15 protein-coding genes are annotated in these 16,773 nt (G+C 59.8%); 2 read left to right on the forward strand and 13 right to left on the reverse strand.

What is annotated here, in order from left to right:
• Nucleotides 1-8: 8 nt before the first annotated feature.
• The 8 genes from ccoS to ccoN form a co-directional block, all read right to left on the reverse strand.
• The gene (ccoS, locus tag Q1A20_RS12385) at nucleotides 9-167 is read right to left on the reverse strand and encodes a cbb3-type cytochrome oxidase assembly protein CcoS (RefSeq protein ID WP_298974689.1); all 159 of its coding nucleotides are present in this window, start codon (nucleotides 165-167) and stop codon (nucleotides 9-11) included.
• Nucleotides 164-2,353, reverse strand: a complete 2,190-nt coding sequence (locus tag Q1A20_RS12390) for a heavy metal translocating P-type ATPase (protein ID WP_299917005.1) — start codon at nucleotides 2,351-2,353, stop codon at nucleotides 164-166. The genes ccoS and Q1A20_RS12390 overlap by 4 nt, the downstream gene beginning before the upstream one ends.
• Nucleotides 2,350-2,823, reverse strand: a complete 474-nt coding sequence (locus Q1A20_RS12395) for a FixH family protein (RefSeq protein WP_299408115.1) — start codon at nucleotides 2,821-2,823, stop codon at nucleotides 2,350-2,352. The genes Q1A20_RS12390 and Q1A20_RS12395 overlap by 4 nt, the downstream gene beginning before the upstream one ends.
• Nucleotides 2,820-4,253: a cytochrome c oxidase accessory protein CcoG gene (gene ccoG / locus Q1A20_RS12400; RefSeq protein WP_299408118.1), complete on the reverse strand. Its 1,434-nt coding sequence runs from the start codon at nucleotides 4,251-4,253 to the stop codon at nucleotides 2,820-2,822. The genes Q1A20_RS12395 and ccoG overlap by 4 nt, the downstream gene beginning before the upstream one ends.
• A gap of 87 nt (nucleotides 4,254-4,340) precedes the next feature.
• On the reverse strand, nucleotides 4,341-5,204 hold the full coding sequence (gene ccoP / locus Q1A20_RS12405; RefSeq protein WP_299408121.1) for a cytochrome-c oxidase, cbb3-type subunit III: 864 nt from the start codon (nucleotides 5,202-5,204) through the stop codon (nucleotides 4,341-4,343).
• On the reverse strand, nucleotides 5,201-5,386 hold the full coding sequence (locus Q1A20_RS12410) for a cbb3-type cytochrome c oxidase subunit 3 (RefSeq protein ID WP_298974679.1): 186 nt from the start codon (nucleotides 5,384-5,386) through the stop codon (nucleotides 5,201-5,203). The genes ccoP and Q1A20_RS12410 overlap by 4 nt, the downstream gene beginning before the upstream one ends.
• A gap of 10 nt (nucleotides 5,387-5,396) precedes the next feature.
• The gene (gene ccoO / locus Q1A20_RS12415; protein ID WP_299408124.1) at nucleotides 5,397-6,122 is read right to left on the reverse strand and encodes a cytochrome-c oxidase, cbb3-type subunit II; all 726 of its coding nucleotides are present in this window, start codon (nucleotides 6,120-6,122) and stop codon (nucleotides 5,397-5,399) included.
• Nucleotides 6,123-6,133: 11 nt separating this feature from the next.
• Complete coding sequence (ccoN, locus tag Q1A20_RS12420; RefSeq protein ID WP_298974675.1) at nucleotides 6,134-7,747, reverse strand: cytochrome-c oxidase, cbb3-type subunit I; 1,614 nt, start codon at nucleotides 7,745-7,747, stop codon at nucleotides 6,134-6,136.
• 194 nt (nucleotides 7,748-7,941) lie between these two features.
• Between ccoN and Q1A20_RS12425 the strand changes: the two genes are divergently transcribed.
• A complete protein-coding gene (locus tag Q1A20_RS12425; protein ID WP_298974673.1) occupies nucleotides 7,942-8,778 on the forward strand; it encodes a universal stress protein in 837 nt (278 codons plus the stop codon).
• Between the two features lie 47 nt (nucleotides 8,779-8,825).
• Here Q1A20_RS12425 and fnrL read toward each other — a convergent pair whose 3' ends face one another.
• Nucleotides 8,826-9,569: a transcriptional regulator FnrL gene (gene fnrL, locus Q1A20_RS12430; protein ID WP_298974671.1), complete on the reverse strand. Its 744-nt coding sequence runs from the start codon at nucleotides 9,567-9,569 to the stop codon at nucleotides 8,826-8,828.
• Nucleotides 9,570-9,631: 62 nt separating this feature from the next.
• Here fnrL and hemN point away from each other — a divergent pair, with 62 nt between their 5' ends.
• Nucleotides 9,632-10,987 (forward strand): oxygen-independent coproporphyrinogen III oxidase, encoded by a 1,356-nt coding sequence (hemN, locus tag Q1A20_RS12435; RefSeq protein ID WP_299917006.1) that lies wholly within the window; start codon nucleotides 9,632-9,634, stop codon nucleotides 10,985-10,987.
• A gap of 10 nt (nucleotides 10,988-10,997) precedes the next feature.
• Here hemN and Q1A20_RS12440 read toward each other — a convergent pair whose 3' ends face one another.
• Genes Q1A20_RS12440 through Q1A20_RS12455 form a run of 4 tightly spaced genes read right to left on the reverse strand, consistent with a single transcriptional unit; the run spans nucleotide 10,998 to nucleotide 16,710 of the window.
• Nucleotides 10,998-12,578, reverse strand: a complete 1,581-nt coding sequence (locus Q1A20_RS12440; RefSeq protein ID WP_299917007.1) for an ABC transporter ATP-binding protein — start codon at nucleotides 12,576-12,578, stop codon at nucleotides 10,998-11,000.
• Nucleotides 12,575-13,681, reverse strand: coding sequence for an ABC transporter permease (locus Q1A20_RS12445; protein WP_298974668.1), 1,107 nt, complete (start codon nucleotides 13,679-13,681; stop codon nucleotides 12,575-12,577). Before Q1A20_RS12445 ends, Q1A20_RS12440 begins: the two co-directional genes overlap by 4 nt.
• Nucleotides 13,681-14,769: a microcin C ABC transporter permease YejB gene (locus Q1A20_RS12450; protein ID WP_298974666.1), complete on the reverse strand. Its 1,089-nt coding sequence runs from the start codon at nucleotides 14,767-14,769 to the stop codon at nucleotides 13,681-13,683. The genes Q1A20_RS12445 and Q1A20_RS12450 overlap by 1 nt, the downstream gene beginning before the upstream one ends.
• A gap of 9 nt (nucleotides 14,770-14,778) precedes the next feature.
• The gene (locus Q1A20_RS12455; RefSeq protein ID WP_299408142.1) at nucleotides 14,779-16,710 is read right to left on the reverse strand and encodes an extracellular solute-binding protein; all 1,932 of its coding nucleotides are present in this window, start codon (nucleotides 16,708-16,710) and stop codon (nucleotides 14,779-14,781) included.
• Nucleotides 16,711-16,773: the final 63 nt, after the last annotated feature.

A 16,773-nucleotide genomic window follows, 5' to 3' on the forward strand; every position in this document is an offset into this window, starting at 1 on the left:
TCGTTGGATCAGGGCTTCGGCGCGTCGTCCCAGGTATCGCTGAGAATACGGCGACTGTCGCCATCCGGATCGTCGTATTGGCGCGACTTGAGCGTGTAGAGAAACCCAACAAGACCAAGCCCGCCAAGGATCAGGGAAATCGGGATCAGATAGGCCAGCACGTTCATCCTCGCCCCCTGACTCGCAACGCGTTCAGCGATACGGTGATCGAAGAGGTCGACATCGCCAGCGCGGCAATCAGTGGCGTTGCCATGCCCGCCACCGCCAGCGGCACCGCAATGACATTGTAGAGCGTTGCAATGCGGAAATTTTCCTTGATCCGCTTTGTGGCCTGACGCGCGACCAAAACAGCTTCCGCCACCGGCGACAGATCCTGCCCCAGCAGCACCATATCCGAGGCGGCGCGCGCCGCATCCAGGGCCTGCGCCGGACTGATGGAGACATGTGCCGTCGCCAGTGCGGCGGTATCATTCAGCCCATCGCCGACCATCAAAACATGATGCCCCTCCTCGCGGAGAGCTTTGACAAATTGTGCTTTCTGATCGGGCAACATAGCGGCGTGCCATTCGGAAACATCTAGTTCTGCCACAAATTCACGCACGGCGGTAACCCGGTCTCCCGACAGCAACACAACCCGAATGCCCGCGTCTTTGAGACTGGAAATGGCATCCGTCGCCCCCGTTCGCGCATCGTCTTCGAAGGTCAAAAGCACCGGCGCGCCATCCCCGACGTCAAGGGCTGCGCATATGCCCTCCTGCTCCACCGCGACGCCCACCCAATCCGGGCGGCCCAGACGCTGGATCTGCCCGTTTGCCGCGGCTTCGGTCCCGAAACCGGGCTTCTCGACCAGGCCCGTCAGGGGCTGCACCGGCGATCCGGCTGATTGCGCCACAGCGACAATCGCGCGGGAAAGCGGGTGGGACGAGCCTTGCGCTAAAGCATAGGCAACCTCTTGTTGCCGCGCGTTCATGTCAGCCCAATTTGACAGGCGGGGTTTGCCGGTGGTCAGGGTGCCGGTCTTGTCAAAAACCACCGTATCCACCTCAGCCAGACGTTCGAGCGCAGTTGCATTCTTGATCAGCAACCCCTTGCCAAAGAGCCTGCCCGAGGCTGCGGTTGTCACCGCGGGCACCGCAAGCCCAAGCGCGCAAGGGCAGGTAATGATCAAAACCGCCGCCGCGATATTCAGCGACACCCGCATGTCGCCGGACCAGATGAGCCAACCCAGGAATGCGAGCGCAGAGAGGATATGCACACCCGGCGCATATAGTTTGGCCGCGCGATCCGCCAGCGAGGTGTACCGCGACCGCCCGCTTTCGGCGACAGCAACCAGCTGTGCCATGCGTTGCAGGGAGGTATCCTGGCCCACGGCTGTGGCACGCAATGTCAGCGGCCCGGTCAGGTTGACCTCACCCGCGCTGATCACATCCCCAACACCGCGCACTTCGGGCAGGGTTTCCCCCGTAAGCATGGCCCGATCGACCTCTGAATGGCCTTCGGTCACTACACCGTCCACCGGTGCGCGGCCTCCGGGACGCACCAGAACAAGGTCATCAACCCGCAATTCCGCGACAGAGACTTCGCTCGGACCTTCCGCCTCGATGCGCCACGCGCGGGGCACCTCCAGCGCCGTCAGTTCTTCAGCGGCGGAACGGGCGGCGGAGCGCGCGCGCGCATCCAGCCACCGGCCCGCCAGCAGGAAAAAGGTCAGCGTCAAAGCCGCATCAAAATAGGCATGATGCCCGGACAACCACGTCTCCCAGAGCGATGTGACCAGGGCCAGCAGGATGGCCAGCGTGATGGGCACATCCATATTCAACCGCCCTGCCAGCAGCGCCGCCCAGGCATTGCGAAAAAACGGTTGCGCCGAAAAGGCGATGGCTGGAATGGCGATGGCGGCCGAAATCCAGTGGAACAGGTCACGGGTGGAATCGGTCGCACCGGACCACACGGCAACCGACAACAACATCACATTCATGGACGCAAACCCGGCGACGGCCAGACGCATCAGAATGTCCCGGCTTGCCATGCGGGTAGCTGTTTCGTTGAGCGCTCCGGGATCAAGCTCATGCGCCTCGAACCCTTCGCCCTCTAGCAAGGAGACCAGTTCAGGCGCGGTCACCTCAGGCTCCGCCTCCACCAAAGCCCGCTTCAGGGTCAGGTTCACCCGTGCATTTTTGATCCCGGGATGGGCGTTCAGGGCCTTTTCCACCTTCGCGATGCAAGCCTGACAATGGATTGTCGGCAAGGACAGGACCACTCGTGCCTCCGGCAATGCAATGGGCGCTCCCTCAACCGGGGTCGCCAGGCAGCCAGGACAGGCGACCGGCGTATTTGTCGTGGCTGTGGTCACGGCGACCCTTTTGGCACGTGCAGGATCACACGCTGACGAAATTCAGTGCCGTCGTCTGCCAGCGCAACCATCCTCAGGTTCCAGTTGCCCGGTGCCAATGCTGCCGGTGCGACATAGCGGGTGCCATCAAAGACAAAAGCAGGCGTCTGATCATCACGCACATGGGTTGCCCGGCCCAGCGTCGCCTCAAGCGCCGCGACTTCCACCGGTTGGCGTTCGGCATCGGTGATCGACAGATGCACCTCACCCCCACGCGCTTCGGCCAGAACGGACCAGCCCAACGCGGTCTGTGCGGCGCGGTCCACGTCGAATTTCTGACTGGCAACGTAGGAGTTACGCACTTCCAGTCCGGGGAATGTGCTGATCGCGCTATACGCCAGAAAGAGGTTGACGCTGATGATCACCGTGAACGCGGACACAAAGATCATGGCAACATGGCGCCCAGTCAGATTGCGGGTTGTGGTGGTCATTGCGCTTCTCCTTTTCCACTGAAGCTGCTGTCTTTGTAGGCGCGGTCGCCGTTGGTCAGATCTTCGACCCAGAACCGCAGATCGGTTCTTTCTGCCTCCGCTGGCGCGGATCCGGGCGGTGCGATCACGTAAACCCGCTGCAGAAACGAGGTGTCCGCAGGCACCGGGACGGACCCATATGGGGTGCCCTCCAACTGAACCCGCAGGGTCGGATCGCCCTTGGCAAAGAGCCGGAACAGGCGTTCCTCGCCGTTCTTGTTGCGCAGGCGGACGTCATAGGTGTTGCGGATCGACCCATCCGAGAGCGTGACAAATGTCGGGTTGCGCACGGCAGCAACGGTCATCTCAATCTCGGCACGCATGAAGAGCGCCACGACCAGCGCAACGCCGACCCCAGCCCAGAGCGCAGAATAGAGGATCGTGCGTGGCCGGAACGCATGCAGCCAGGGATTGCGGGGGTCATTGCCTTCCCGCTCCAGCTTTTCATCAGAGAGAGCGATGTAGTCGATCAAACCACGCGGTTTGCCGATCCGCTCCATCACATCATCGCAGGCGTCGATGCAAAGCGCGCAGGTGATGCATTCAAGCTGCTGCCCGTCACGGATGTCGATGCCCATCGGGCAGACGTTCACGCAGGCCATGCAATCAATGCAGTCGCCCATCGGTTGGGTCTTGGCCTCCTGGCTATGTTTGCGCGGCTCCCCCCGCCAGTCGCGATAGGCGACGGTCATGGTGTCTTCGTCCATCATGGCCGCCTGAATGCGGGGCCAGGGACAGGCGTAGATGCAGATCTGCTCCCGCATGAACCCGCCGAATACAAAGGTTGTCGCGGTCAGAACCGCCACCGTGATATAGGCTACCGCATGGGCCTGCCCGGTGAAGATGTCCACGAACAGCGTCGGCGCATCGGCAAAATAGAAAACCCAGGCACCGCCCGTCGCCACCGCGATCAACAGCCATACCACCCATTTCGTCACCCGCAGACGCAGTTTGCGCGCATCCATCTTGGCCTGCCGATGCAACCGCAAGCGCGCATTACGGTCGCCTTCGATCCAGCGTTCCACCAGGATGAACAGGTCGGTCCAGACGGTCTGTGGGCAGGCGTAGCCGCACCAGACGCGACCCAGCGCGGAGGTAAAGAGAAAGAGCCCCAGCCCGGCCATGATCAGCAGACCGGCCACGAAATAGAACTCATGGCTCCAGATTTCGATCCAGAAGAAGTAAAAACGACGATTGGCAAGATCGAGCAGCACCGCCTGATCCGGCAGGCTCGGCCCCCTGTCCCAGCGGATCCAGGGCACAAGGTAATAGATGCCAAGAGTGACAGCGAGGATCACCCATTTGAGGTTGCGAAACTTACCAGAAACACGCCGCGGGAAAATCGGCTCGCGGGCGGCGTATAGGCTGGGCGTTGGTGCTTGATCTGTCACAACTGTCCTTGCGGGTTGGGCGTGGTGCTGTCGCGATAACGTCGATCTGACAGCACCCTACCACAAAAGAGGGTGAAGCCGGCGGGGTTACTCGCCCCCGCCCAACTGGTGCACGTAGAGTGCCACCGCCCTGATCTCAGCCTCACTCAGCCGCTGGGTCCAAGGTGGCATGACGCCATAGCGGCTATAGGTCACAGTCTCGGTCAGCGCTTGGACATCCCCACCATAGAGCCAGATGGCATCGGTGAGGTTGGGCGCGCCCTGTTCGCGGTCGCCCATGCCGTTTTCGCCGTGACAGGCGGAGCAATTGTCTGCAAAGACCTCTGCCCCCGGACCCGCCAGCGCCGCATCCGCCTGCCCGCCCGAAAGCTCCAGAACATAGTTCACGACCTGGGAGATTTCCTCCGGTTCCAGGATTTCACCAAAGGCGGGCATTTCGGAATAGCGCGCGTCGTTGTCTTCCTCGTTGCGGATGCCGTGGGCGATGGTGGTGTGGATCGATTCGATATCACCGCCCCAGAGCCAATCGTCATCCAGAAGGTTTGGATAACCGACAAAACCCGCCGCACCCGAGCCGTGGCACTGCGCGCACCAGGTCCGGAAGACCGCGGCCCCGGCGGAGACGGCATAGCCGTTCAGCTCCGGGTTGGCCGAAATCTCGGTCAGCTCCGCCGAAGCCAGCTGCGCGTTGATCCCTGCATTCGCTTCTTCCACGGCTGCAATCTCCGCGGCGACTTCACCGCGTGTGGAGTACCCAAGTAAACCTGCGGTCGCAGAAGACACCAGCGGCCAGGCCGGATAGGCGATGGTATAGCCAATGCCCCAGATGATGGTCACGTAGAAGGTCCAGAGCCACCAGCGCGGCATGGGGTTGTCGAATTCCTCGATGCCGTCCCAGGTATGGCCGGTGGTGTTCGGATCGCCCTCTTGTTTTGGGGGTACTTTGCTCATTTCGATGCCTCCTGATCTGGGGCGGGTCTGTCTTCATGGCGGAACGGGATGTTGGCAGTGTCCTGATGGACCTTGCGGCTGCCGGGTCGAAAGACCCAGAACGCCACGCCCACAAAGATGCAGAACAACAAGAGCAGCATCCAGCTATCCGCGAATTCACGTAAGAAGGTATAGGTTTCCATCTGATCCTCCTTAGCGGTTTGCGTCTGGGGTGAAGGTCGAGAAATCGACCAAAGTGCCCAGCATCTGCAGATAGGCGATCAAGGCGTCCGCTTCGGAAATGCCCGGCTGCCCGTCAAAGTTGCGCACCTGCGCGCCCGGGTAGCGTTCCAACATGTCGTCATAATCGCTGTCGGGATCCGCCTGTGCGCGGAAATCGGCGGCGGCAGCTTCGATCATCTCATCGGTGTAGGGCACCCCGACAAACGCGTGGGTTTTCAACAGATCGGCAATATGATCGGGCTCCAGCAGTGTCCGCTCCAGAAAGCCATATTTTGGCATGATGGATTCCGGGACCACCGACTGCGGATCGCGCAGGTGGTCAATGTGCCAGTCGTCCGAATACCGTCCACCGACCCGCGCCAGATCCGGCCCGGTCCGTTTGGAGCCCCATTGGTGCGGGTGGTCGTACATGGATTCCGCCGCCAGAGAGTAGTGGCCATAGCGCTCCACCTCGTCGCGCATCGGACGGATCATCTGGCTGTGGCAGACATAGCAGCCTTCGCGCACGTAGATGTCGCGCCCGGTGAGTTCGAGCGGGGAATAGGGCCGCATGCCCTCAACCTTCTCGATGGTGTTTTCGAGGTAGAAGAGCGGCACGATCTGTACCAGACCGCCGATGGTGACCACCAGAAAGCTGAGCACCAAGAGCAGGCTTGCGTTGGTTTCGATGAACTTGTGTTTTGAGAGGATCGACATCTGTTCCCTCCTTATTCAGCAGGGACAGCTGTGCCGAGGCCGGCCTTGGCAGGCGCAGCACGGACAGTCATCCACAAGTTATAGCACATGATGAGCGCACCGGAGAGGAAGAGGACCCCACCCAGACCACGCACCACATACATCGGGAACTTCGCGCTCACGGTGTCAGCGAAGGAGTTCACCAAGAAGCCATTGGCGTCGACTTCGCGCCACATCAGGCCTTCCATGATGCCGGTCACCCACATCGAGGCCGCGTAGAGCACGATGCCGATGGTCGCGAGCCAGAAGTGCCAGCTGACGAGGCCAAGGCTGTAGAGCCGTTCGCGTTTCCAAAGCACCGGCACCAGGTAGTAGAGCGCGCCAAAGGTGATCAGCCCGTTCCAACCGAGCGCACCGGAGTGCACGTGCCCAATGGTCCAGTCGGTGTAATGCGACAGCGAGTTGACCGAGCGGATCGACATCATCGGCCCCTCGAAGGTCGACATGCCGTAGAAGGCCAGCGAGGTCACCATCATCCGCAAAACGGGGTCGGTGCGCAGCTTGTCCCAGGCGCCCTGCAACGTCATCAGACCATTGATCATGCCGCCCCAGCTGGGCATCCACAGGATGATCGAGAAGACCATGCCCAAGGTTGCCGCCCAATCCGGTAGCGCGGTGTAGTGCAAGTGGTGCGGGCCCGCCCAGATGTACAGGAAAATCAGCGCCCAGAAGTGGATGATCGAGAGCTTGTAGGAGAAGACGGGGCGTTCGGCCTGTTTTGGCACGAAGTAATACATCATGCCCAGGAAGCCCGCGGTCAGGAAGAAGCCCACCGCATTGTGGCCGTACCACCATTGCACCATCGCATCCTGCACGCCCGAAAAGACCTGCACCGATTTGCTGCCCCAGATCGAGACGGGGATGGAGATGTTATTGACGATGTGCAGCATCGCGACGGTCACGATGAAGGCCAGGTAGAACCAGTTCGCGACGTAGATATGCGGCTCTTTCCGCTTCACGATTGTCCCGAGGAAGACCGCCAGATAGGCGACCCAGACGATGGTCAGCCAGATATCGACGTACCATTCGGGTTCCGCGTATTCCTTGGACTGGGTGCCACCCAGCAGGTAACCAGTGGCCGCGAGCACGATGAAGAGCTGATAGCCCCAGAAGACGAACCAGCCCAGATTGCCGCCCCAGAGCCGCGCGGCGGAGGTCCGCTGCACCACATAGAATGACGTGGCGATCAAAGCGTTGCCGCCAAACGCAAAAATCACCGCAGAGGTGTGCAGCGGTCGCAATCTTCCAAAGTTGGCGTAGCCCTCAGCCCACGCGAAATTCAGCGCCGGAAAAGCCAGCTGAAAGGCGATGACCACGCCCACCAGAAATCCGACAACCCCCCAAAAGGCGGTTGCGATGACGCCTGCGCGCACCACACTGTCAAAATATTCATGGCTGGGCGTTGGTGTGACGGGTTCATCCGTTGCGCGCAGTGTTGTGAGAAACAACCCCGCCGCCACGATCATGAAAATGACCATGTGAAGCTGATAGGCCAGATCGCGCGCGTAGCTGGCTGCGATCATCGCAAACAGCGTGGCGAGCGCGAGCACCACCAGCTTCACGTAATTGAGTGTTCCGGTATTCATTGGTCCGGGTTCCCTTCCGCTTTGCCCCGCGCCGGGCGCAGGGAAGTTCGTAACTGGTCTCATGTCGCGCGGAATGGTCCGAACGACCTTGATCTGCATCAAGTATTGTGGGGTTTTTGCCTGACACCGATCAAGGCTCCACAAAAACCCACCGCTATAGTCCGGTCCAAATACCGTTGGAAAGGATCCGGACCATGTCTTTCAAAACCATTTTCACTGCCCTTTCGTCCTTTGATACCAGCAAAGCGGCATTGGTGCAGGCGGCCAGACTGACGGAGGCGCAGGACGCCCATCTGGAAGTCATGTGCCTTGGGATCGACCGGTCACGCAGCAATTATTACGAGGTCGGCGCAAATGCGGTGATTATGCAGGCCGCTATAGAAGAAGCACATGCTCAGGCCGAAAGCACAAGAGAGCAAGTGATAGAATGGCTCGGTAAAAGCAACATCCGCTGGAATGCGACGAATTCGGTCGCCACCTTCACCGACATGAGCATGCCGCTGTCGAAGGCTGCGCGCTTTGCGGATCTATGTGTGGCCTCCCTGCCCTACCGCAGCAACAGCCGGGCCGAAGAAAACGTCATCCTTGAGACCATGATGTTCGATGCGGGTTGTCCAACCGTGGTGACGCCGGACGTGGATCCCGTTGGCCGGCCCGAGAGGATTGTCATCGGCTGGAATGAAAGTGCCGAGGCCCTGCGCGCCGTCCGGGCCGCCGTACCGCTGATGCAATCGGCAAAGGAGGTGCATATTGCGATCATCGATCCACCAGAACACGCGCCGGACCGGTCCGACCCCGGCGGTGCGCTGGCGGTGATGCTGGCGCGGCATGGGATCAGCTGCGACATTCAGGTGATGACCCGCAGCGGGGCCAAGGTCAGCGAGCGCCTGCGACGCCATGCGACGGAGACCGGTGCGCAGATGCTGGTGATGGGCGCCTACGGTCATTCCCGGTTCCGCGAGGCGGTGCTCGGCGGTGCCACCCGTGAAATGCTGGAACACGCGCAAACGCCTGTGTTCATGGCGCACTGATCAGGCTTGCGCGGTCGCCCGAGATCTTCGGACAACGCGGCTTCCCATCAGCTCAAAATACCGCCATCGCTGTCATCGCCGGCCTCAAGCAGCAACCGATCCATGTCCGGGACCGTGATGCTGCGTTTACCGCTCAGCGTAATGACCTTGTCGCGCTTCAATGCAGAGACCTGGCGGCTGACTGTTTCCAGTGTCAGGCCAAGATAGTCGGCCATCGCTTCGCGTGTGAGCGGCAACTCGATTTCAAGCGCTTTGCCCGGTGCACTGCCATCCAGAACGGCATCCCGCCGTGCAATGATCGACAGCAAACTCGCGATTTTCTCGCGCGCTGTCTTGCGGCCCAAGACAAGCATCCATTCGCGGGCGGCATCCAACTCATCCAGGGTCATTTCGAGCAACCGATGCGCAATATGCGGCGTGGTGTTGATCATCTGCTCAAAGGGTTTGCGCCGAAAGCAGCACATCATCAGGTCGGTTGTCGCCGATACCGTATAGGCCGCAGAAGCGCGCCCCGGGCGACCGACGAAATCAGAAGGCAGCAGCAGGCCCACCATCTGCGTCCGGCCGTCCTCCATGGTTTGGGTCAGCGTTGCAACGCCGGAGACCACAGAGGCCACGAAATCCATATGGTCGCCCGCCCACATCACGGTCTGACCGGCTGAAAAGCTGCGGTAATATTTGATGTCTTCCAACAGTTCCAACTCATCCCGGTCACATTTGGCGCAGACGGCCCGGTGACGGATCGGGCATTCGGAACAGCTTTTGATGGTTGGAGACACTAGTTGTTGCACGTCGGTTTCCCATTTTGATCTGTGTCAAAGAATGCTGACACTGCGCTGGCCATTGTACCACTATGCACATGACGTCCAAGTTAGCCAAGCTGGGGCTTTTTGACGCGAAGGTACCGCGTTACACAAGTTACCCGACAGCACCTCAGTTCAACGCTGATGTTGGTGGCGCACAGATGCAGGCGTGGGTACGGTCTATCGCTCCTGGAAGCCAGATATCGCTTTACCTGCACATCCCGTTTTGCAGGCATTTGTGCTGGTTTTGTGCCTGCCGGACGCAAGGCACGCAAAGCCTCTCACCGGTTGCGGGCTATCTCAAAAGACTGCGCACCGAGATCGCCTTGCTGGGGCAGAACCTGCCACATGGTGTGACACTAAGTCGTATGCATTGGGGCGGCGGGACCCCGACTTTGTTGTCCCCGGATATGATTGACGAACTGGCTGCTGCGATTACCGCCGTTACACCGCTTGCCGAAGGGGCCGAGTTTTCCGTCGAGGTCGACCCAAAGGAGATTGATTCGGCCCGGGTGGCGGCGCTGGCACGTGCGGGGATGACCCGGGCCTCCATCGGCGTGCAGGATTTCGACCCGGAGGTACAAACCACAATCGGGCGCCTTCAGGGGTTCGAGGTGACGCGGGATGCCGCACAATTGTTGCGATCCGCGCAGATCACGTCGCTGAATGCCGACATCCTCTTCGGCCTGCCGCATCAGGACACTGCGCGCATCGCCACCTCGGTTCAGAAATTGCTGACGCTCAACCCCGACCGCATTGCCTTATACGGGTACGCGCATGTGCCCTGGATGGCGCGGCGACAATCGATGATCCCAACCGAATCGCTGCCGACACCAGAGAAACGTCTGAAACTCTTTGAAACCGCCAAGCAGTTGTTTGAATGGGACGGCTACCAGCAGATCGGCATCGATCATTTCGCGGCACCGCACGACAGCCTGGCGATAGCGGCAAGAACCGGCCAGTTACGGAGAAATTTTCAGGGCTATACCGATGATCCGGCAGATGTTTTGATTGGTGTGGGCGCCTCAGCGATTTCTCGGTTCCCGCAGGGCTATGCGCAAAACGCTGCGGCGACCTCGGACTATGCCAGGTCCATCGACGCGGGCCGATTTGCGGTCTCCAGAGGGCATGTGTTTTCAGCAGAGGACCAGCTGCGCGCCCGCATCATCGAAGCGATCATGTGCGATTTCTACGTCAGCTACGATGATGTTATCGCCCGTTTCCCGCAGGCCAGCGGCCAAATCAGACAACTGCTCCAGAATGCATCGGAGCGGTTTGGTGAAATGGTGCAGCTCACCGAAGACGGGCTGCGCATAAGACAAGAAGCACAAGCGCTCGCCCGCATCATTGCCCGCCACTTTGACGCCTATGCGCTCTCAGGTGCCGGGCACGCCACGGCGATCTGAAACCAGGTAGTCAGCCCGTCGCCTGCAGCAGCGTGCGGGTATAGTCATGGGATGGCGCGTCAAAAATCGTGTCCACATCGCCCACTTCGACCACGTCACCGCGTTTCATCACCATCACCTGATGAGACATGGCACGCACGACATTAAGATCGTGACTGATGAAGATATAGGCCAGCCCGTATTTTTCCTGCAGGTTCCGCAAAAGATCCACGATCTGCACCTGAACCGTCATATCCAGCGCTGATGTCGGCTCATCCAGAACCAAAAGGCGCGGCCGCAGCACCATCGCGCGGGCAATGGCGATCCGCTGACGCTGCCCGCCCGAGAACTCGTGCGGGTAACGGTCCATTGTGGCCGGATCGAGGCCCACCTCCACCATCACCTCGCGCACGAGGTCACGGGGGTCGCGGTCGGCATCTACCTTATGAATGCCCAAACCCTCGGAGATGATCTGCGCGCAGGTCATCCGGGGGCTCAGACTGCCAAACGGGTCCTGAAACACGATCTGCATGTCCTTGCGCAGCCCGCGCAGCTGGCGTGTCGACCACTTGCGCACATCCTGCCCCATGAAGACGATCTGCCCTTCTGACGCAATCAGCCGCATGATCGCCAGGGCCAGCGTGGTCTTGCCAGAGCCGCTTTCACCCACGATCCCGATGGTTTCACCCGCCCGCACGGTCAGGCTCGCGTCGTTGACGGCCTTCACATGGCCCACGGTACGGCGCAGCAACCCGGCCTGAATGGGAAACCAGATTTTCAGATTGTCGGTTTGCGCGACAACTTCGGCATTGTCGGGCACCGGCACCGGCGCGCCGGAGGGTTCCGCGCTCAGCAGCTTATTGGTGTAGGGGTGTTGTGGATTGTCGAAAATGTCACGGGTCGGTCCGGTTTCCACAATCTCGCCATGCTGCATGACGCAGACCCGGTCGGCGATGCGCCGCACAATACCCAGATCATGGGTGATGAACAAAAGGCCCATGCCAAGCCGATCCTTGAGCTCCTTCAAAAGGTCCAGGATCTGCGCCTGAATGGTCACATCGAGCGCAGTCGTCGGCTCATCGGCGATCAGCACATCCGGCTCATTGGCCAGCGCCATGGCGATCATGACACGCTGGCGCTGCCCGCCGGAAAGCTGGTGCGGGTAGCTTGCAATCCGGCTTTCGGCGTCCTGAATGCCCACCTGCTCCAGCAATTCCAGAATACGCGCGCGCGCGGCCGCCCCGGCCAATCCCTGATGCAGCGCAAGGCTTTCGGCGAGCTGCTTTTCGATCGTATGCAGCGGGTTCAACGAGGTCATCGGCTCCTGAAAGATAAAGCTGATGTCATTGCCGCGCACCTTGCGCAGTTGCGCTTCATCCGCGCCGATCATCTGTTTCCCGTCATAGGTGACGGAGCCGGAAATCTCCGCGCTTTCCCCCAGCAAGGACACGGTGGAGAGCGCCGAGACCGACTTCCCCGAACCGGATTCGCCGACCAGAGCCACCGTTTCGCCACGCTCCACGGCAAAGCTGACGCCCTTGACGGCCTCAGTCACAGCACCATCCTGCCGAAAGCTGACCCGCAGGTCTTTGACCTCTAGTAATGCTGTCATGAAAACGTCTTTCGGGGATCAAAGGCATCGCGGATGCCTTCAAAAATGAAGACCAGCAGCGACAACATGATCGCAAAGGTGAAGAAGGCCGTGAAGGCAAGCCAGGGGGCCTGCAGGTTTTGCTTGGCCTGCAGGGTCAGCTCGCCCAACGACGGCGCAGAGGACGGCAGGCCGAAGCCTAGGAAATCCAGGATCGCCAGCGTGGAGATCGTGCCGGTGATGATGAAGGGCAGCATGGTCAGCATCGCGACCATCGCATTGGGCAGCATGTGGCGGAACATGATCGTGATGTTGCTGACGCCCAAAGCGCGGGCGGCGCGGACGTATTCAAGATTTCGAGCGCGCAGGAACTCGGCGCGCACGACCCCCACCAGCGAGGTCCAACTGAAGAGCACCAGCAAGAAGACCAGCAACCAGAAACTTCGACCCAGAATCGCAAACATGATGATGATCACGTAAAGCGAGGGCGTGGAGGCCCAGATCTCGATGATCCGTTGGAAAATCAGATCGGTCTTGCCGCCGAAGAACCCCTGCACGGCCCCCGCAATGATGCCGATGAGGCTGGAGGCGCCAGTCACCAGCAGCGTGAAGAAGATCGACAGCCGAAAACCGTGGATCACCCGGGCAAGCACATCGCGTTTAGTGCCATCGGTCCCCAACAGGTTTTCCCCATTGGGCGGCAGCGGGGCCGCGCCCGGACGGTCCACCGCAGTGTCGTAGGAATAGGGGATCAACGGCCAGAGCGCCCAGCCTTTTTCGATTTCCTCGCCGTCGATGATGCCATCCTGCGCGTCCTCATAGTAGGCATCCGGGTCATCAAAGCACAGATCAAGGCCGCCGGTTTCGATCAGGCATTTCACCTCCGGATCGCGGTAGACGGCTTCGGTCTGGAAATCGCCGCCGAATTCCGTCTCGGGATAGAAATTCCAGATCGGCGTGTAGTAGCTGCCGCGATATTGCACCAGAATGGGTTTGTCATAAGCGATGAACTCGGCGATCAACGACAACCCGAAGAGAACCGCGAAAATCCACAGCGACCAGAACGCCCGCCGGTTGCGTTTGAAATTGCGCCAGCGGCGCTGGTTGAGCGGTGAGAGTGCCATCAGCCTTCCCTCCGTTCAAAGTCGATGCGCGGATCGACCAGCACATACATCAGGTCCGAAATGATCCCGACCAGCAGACCGATGAGGCCAAAGATGAAGAGCGTGCCAAAGACGATGGGGTAGTCGCGCGCGACAGCAGCCTCAAAGCCCAGACGCCCGAGCCCATCCAGGCTGAAAATCGTCTCGATGATCAGCGACCCGCCAAAGAATACGCCGATGAAAACGGCAGGAAACCCCGCGATCACGATCAGCATCGCGTTGCGGAAGACGTGCCCGTATAGGACCCGGCTTTCCGATAAACCTTTGGCGCGCGCCGTAATCACGTAGTGCTTTTTGATCTCATCAAGAAAGCTGTTCTTGGTCAGCAGCGTCAGCGTGGCAAAGGCCGAGATAGTCGAAGCGAGCACCGGCAGCGTGATGTGCCAGAAGTAATCCGCCACCTTGCCCAGTGGGCTCAACTGGTCGAAATTATCGGACGTCAGACCGCGCAGTGGGAAGATCTGCCAATAGGACCCGCCCGCAAAAAGCACCAGCAGCAGGATCGCAAAAAGAAACCCGGGGATCGCATAGGCCGCGATGATGGCACCCGACGTCCATGTATCAAAACTGGTACCGTCCTTGACCGCCTTGCGGATGCCCAGCGGGATCGACACCAGATAGGCGATCAGCGTGGACCACAGCCCCAGCGTGATGGAGACGGGAAGTTTCTCCTTGATCAGCTCGATGACCGAAATCGAGCGGAAATAGCTCTCCCCGAAATCGAACCGCATATAGTTCCAGATCATGTTCAGAAATCGCTCGACGGGCGGTTTGTCAAAACCGAATTCCCGTTCCAGTTCGGCGATGAATTCGGGCGGCAGGCCCCGGGCACCGACATATTGACTGTCATTGCTGGGCAGATCGGAATTGCCTGCATCATTGCCCGCACCGGCAAAACCGCCAAAAACGTCGCCCTCACCCTGAGCGCGGGCGATTGCCTGCTCCACCGGACCACCTGGGACAAATTGCACCAGCGCAAAGTTGATGAGCATGATCCCCAATAGCGTCGGGATGATCAGCAAAAGCCTTCTGACAATATAGGCGCCCATGGTTGGCTGCTACCTCAGCGCACCGGCAGCGCGCAAGGCGTCCGCCTTGTCCTGATTGTACCACCAGAAGTCCAGCTGACCCAACGCGAAGGGTGGGATTTCTTCGGGGTGCTCATACTGGTCGTAATAAGCCACCCAGAAGCTGTCATTGTACCATGTGGGGATCATAAAAAACTCATACCGCAGCGCCCGGTCCAGCGCCATCAGGGTCACATCGGTGTCTTCCTTGGTCTCCATGCGCTGGGAAGCTTCGATGATTTCATCCACCAGCGGGCTGGCCAATCCGGCCGGGTTGAAGACCGAAAATGCTGCAGCTTCGGACCCGAAGAACTGTTGCAGGCCGCCGCCCGTGCTGAGGAAAGGGATGTATTGATCATAGACAAGGTCATAGTCGCGATCCCGCTCGCGGCTCGTATATTGTGACGCATCCACCGCTTCCAGAACGGTTTCGATGCCCATCGCCTGCACGTTGGACAGGAAGTTTTCGACCACGGCGCGGAGCGTGGATGAGCCTGCGGAATTCAGCAGGAAGGTGATCTTCAAAGGTTGCCCATCGGCGTTCCGGCGCTGGCCGTTGGCATCCACGGACCAACCGGCCTCGTCCAGCAGTTTCATCGCGCGGCGCAGATTGCGACGATCCAGCAGCCGATCGCCGTTGGATGTGTGCGGCACACGCGCATCGGCGGTCAGCATTTCCGCGGGTACCAGATCCCCCAGAGACTGCAGGAACTCAAGCTCCGCTCCCTCGGGCGCACCCACAGCCATCAGGTCCGTGTCCTGATTGAAGGACGCGCGCGGCTTGAACAGGCCAAATTGCAGCGACTCGTTGGTCCATTCGAAATTGAACCCAAGTGCTATGGCCTCCCGCACACGACGATCCTGAAATACCTCCCGCCCCAGATTGAAGACAAAGCCCGTCGGTGTGGGTGGCGAGCCATCGGGCAATTCCTTCTTCACGATCTGCGCGTTGTTCACCTTGGGGAAATCGTAGGCCGTGGCCCATTGACGCGAATTCCCTTCGGTTCGGAAGGTATACTCTCCCGCCTTGAAGGCCTCGAACGCGGCGTTTTCATCACCAAAATACTCGACGCGTATGGTGTCGAAATTGTTCCGACCGACGTTAAAGGGCAGGTCTTTGCCCCAGTAGTCGGGGTTTCTTTTGTAGATGATCCGCCGGTTTACATCGATGGTATCGACCATATAGGGCCCGGAACCAGGGGAAATATCCAATCGGCTTTCATCCAGCCGCGCGCCGGTTTTCTCATACCAGGCCTTTGAGAAAATCGTCATGCCGCCGACAACCTCGATCAGGCTCCGGCGCGAAATGCCGGGGGTGAAGGAATATTTGATGGTGTGGTCGTCAATCACCTCGATGTCGGTGATGCGCTTGCTTACCGCATCCGCGTAGGATTTCAGCCCTTGCTCCAGGATAAGCTGCTGGCTGAACGCCGCATCATGGGCCGTAAGCGGTGTGCCGTCTGAAAACCGCGCCTCGGGTCTCAGATAGAAGATGACCCAATTCTTGCCTTCATCATATTCCAAACGTTCTGCCACCAGCCCGTAGTATTCCGCGAAAACATCGGCGGGCGCGGTCGTACCGCCGGTGCCCTCCCCCAACAGGCTTTCATACATGATGGTGCTGAGCGCCCCACCGCGGCCCTTGCGGGTAAAAGGGTTCATCGAATCAAACGTGCCCAGTGCGGAGAATGAGATTTCGCCGCCTTTGGGCGCATCGGGGTTCACGTAATTGAAGTGGGTGTAGTCTTCCGGGTAGGACAGGTTTCCGTAGAAGGAATAACCGTGGCTGACGATCGTCTTTTCTTCGGCCCGCGCGTCATTCGACCAGATCAATGCCAGCAACAACACCACCAAACACAGACTCAGCTTGAGCGCAAAAAGAACAGGGTTTGGCATGATCGTGTTCGCCTGTAGGGCTTTCATCTGGCATATCCTCCGGTCTGGCGCCGCGCGGTTCGGCGTTCTTGTCGTTAACCATGTAAGCTA

The organism is uncultured Roseobacter sp. (genome assembly GCF_947501835.1).
In the GTDB taxonomy this organism is placed as follows: Bacteria; Pseudomonadota; Alphaproteobacteria; order Rhodobacterales; family Rhodobacteraceae; genus Roseobacter.

Excerpts from the sequence above, each read along its gene's own strand:
- ccoS (WP_298974689.1), bottom strand. The coding sequence starts at position 167 with ATGAACGTGCTGGCCTATCTGATCCCGATTTCCCTGATCCTTGGCGGG.
- Q1A20_RS12395 (WP_299408115.1), bottom strand. The coding sequence starts at position 2,823 with ATGACCACCACAACCCGCAATCTGACTGGGCGCCATGTTGCCATGATC.
- ccoP (WP_299408121.1), bottom strand. The coding sequence starts at position 5,204 with ATGAGCAAAGTACCCCCAAAACAAGAGGGCGATCCGAACACCACCGGC.
- Q1A20_RS12410 (WP_298974679.1), bottom strand. The coding sequence starts at position 5,386 with ATGGAAACCTATACCTTCTTACGTGAATTCGCGGATAGCTGGATGCTG.
- ccoO (WP_299408124.1), bottom strand. The coding sequence starts at position 6,122 with ATGTCGATCCTCTCAAAACACAAGTTCATCGAAACCAACGCAAGCCTG.
- ccoN (WP_298974675.1), bottom strand. The coding sequence starts at position 7,747 with ATGAATACCGGAACACTCAATTACGTGAAGCTGGTGGTGCTCGCGCTC.
- Q1A20_RS12425 (WP_298974673.1), top strand. The coding sequence starts at position 7,942 with ATGTCTTTCAAAACCATTTTCACTGCCCTTTCGTCCTTTGATACCAGC.
- hemN (WP_299917006.1), top strand. The coding sequence starts at position 9,632 with ATGCACATGACGTCCAAGTTAGCCAAGCTGGGGCTTTTTGACGCGAAG.
- Q1A20_RS12440 (WP_299917007.1), bottom strand. The coding sequence starts at position 12,578 with ATGACAGCATTACTAGAGGTCAAAGACCTGCGGGTCAGCTTTCGGCAG.
- Q1A20_RS12445 (WP_298974668.1), bottom strand. The coding sequence starts at position 13,681 with ATGGCACTCTCACCGCTCAACCAGCGCCGCTGGCGCAATTTCAAACGC.
- Q1A20_RS12450 (WP_298974666.1), bottom strand. The coding sequence starts at position 14,769 with ATGGGCGCCTATATTGTCAGAAGGCTTTTGCTGATCATCCCGACGCTA.
- Q1A20_RS12455 (WP_299408142.1), bottom strand. The coding sequence starts at position 16,710 with ATGAAAGCCCTACAGGCGAACACGATCATGCCAAACCCTGTTCTTTTT.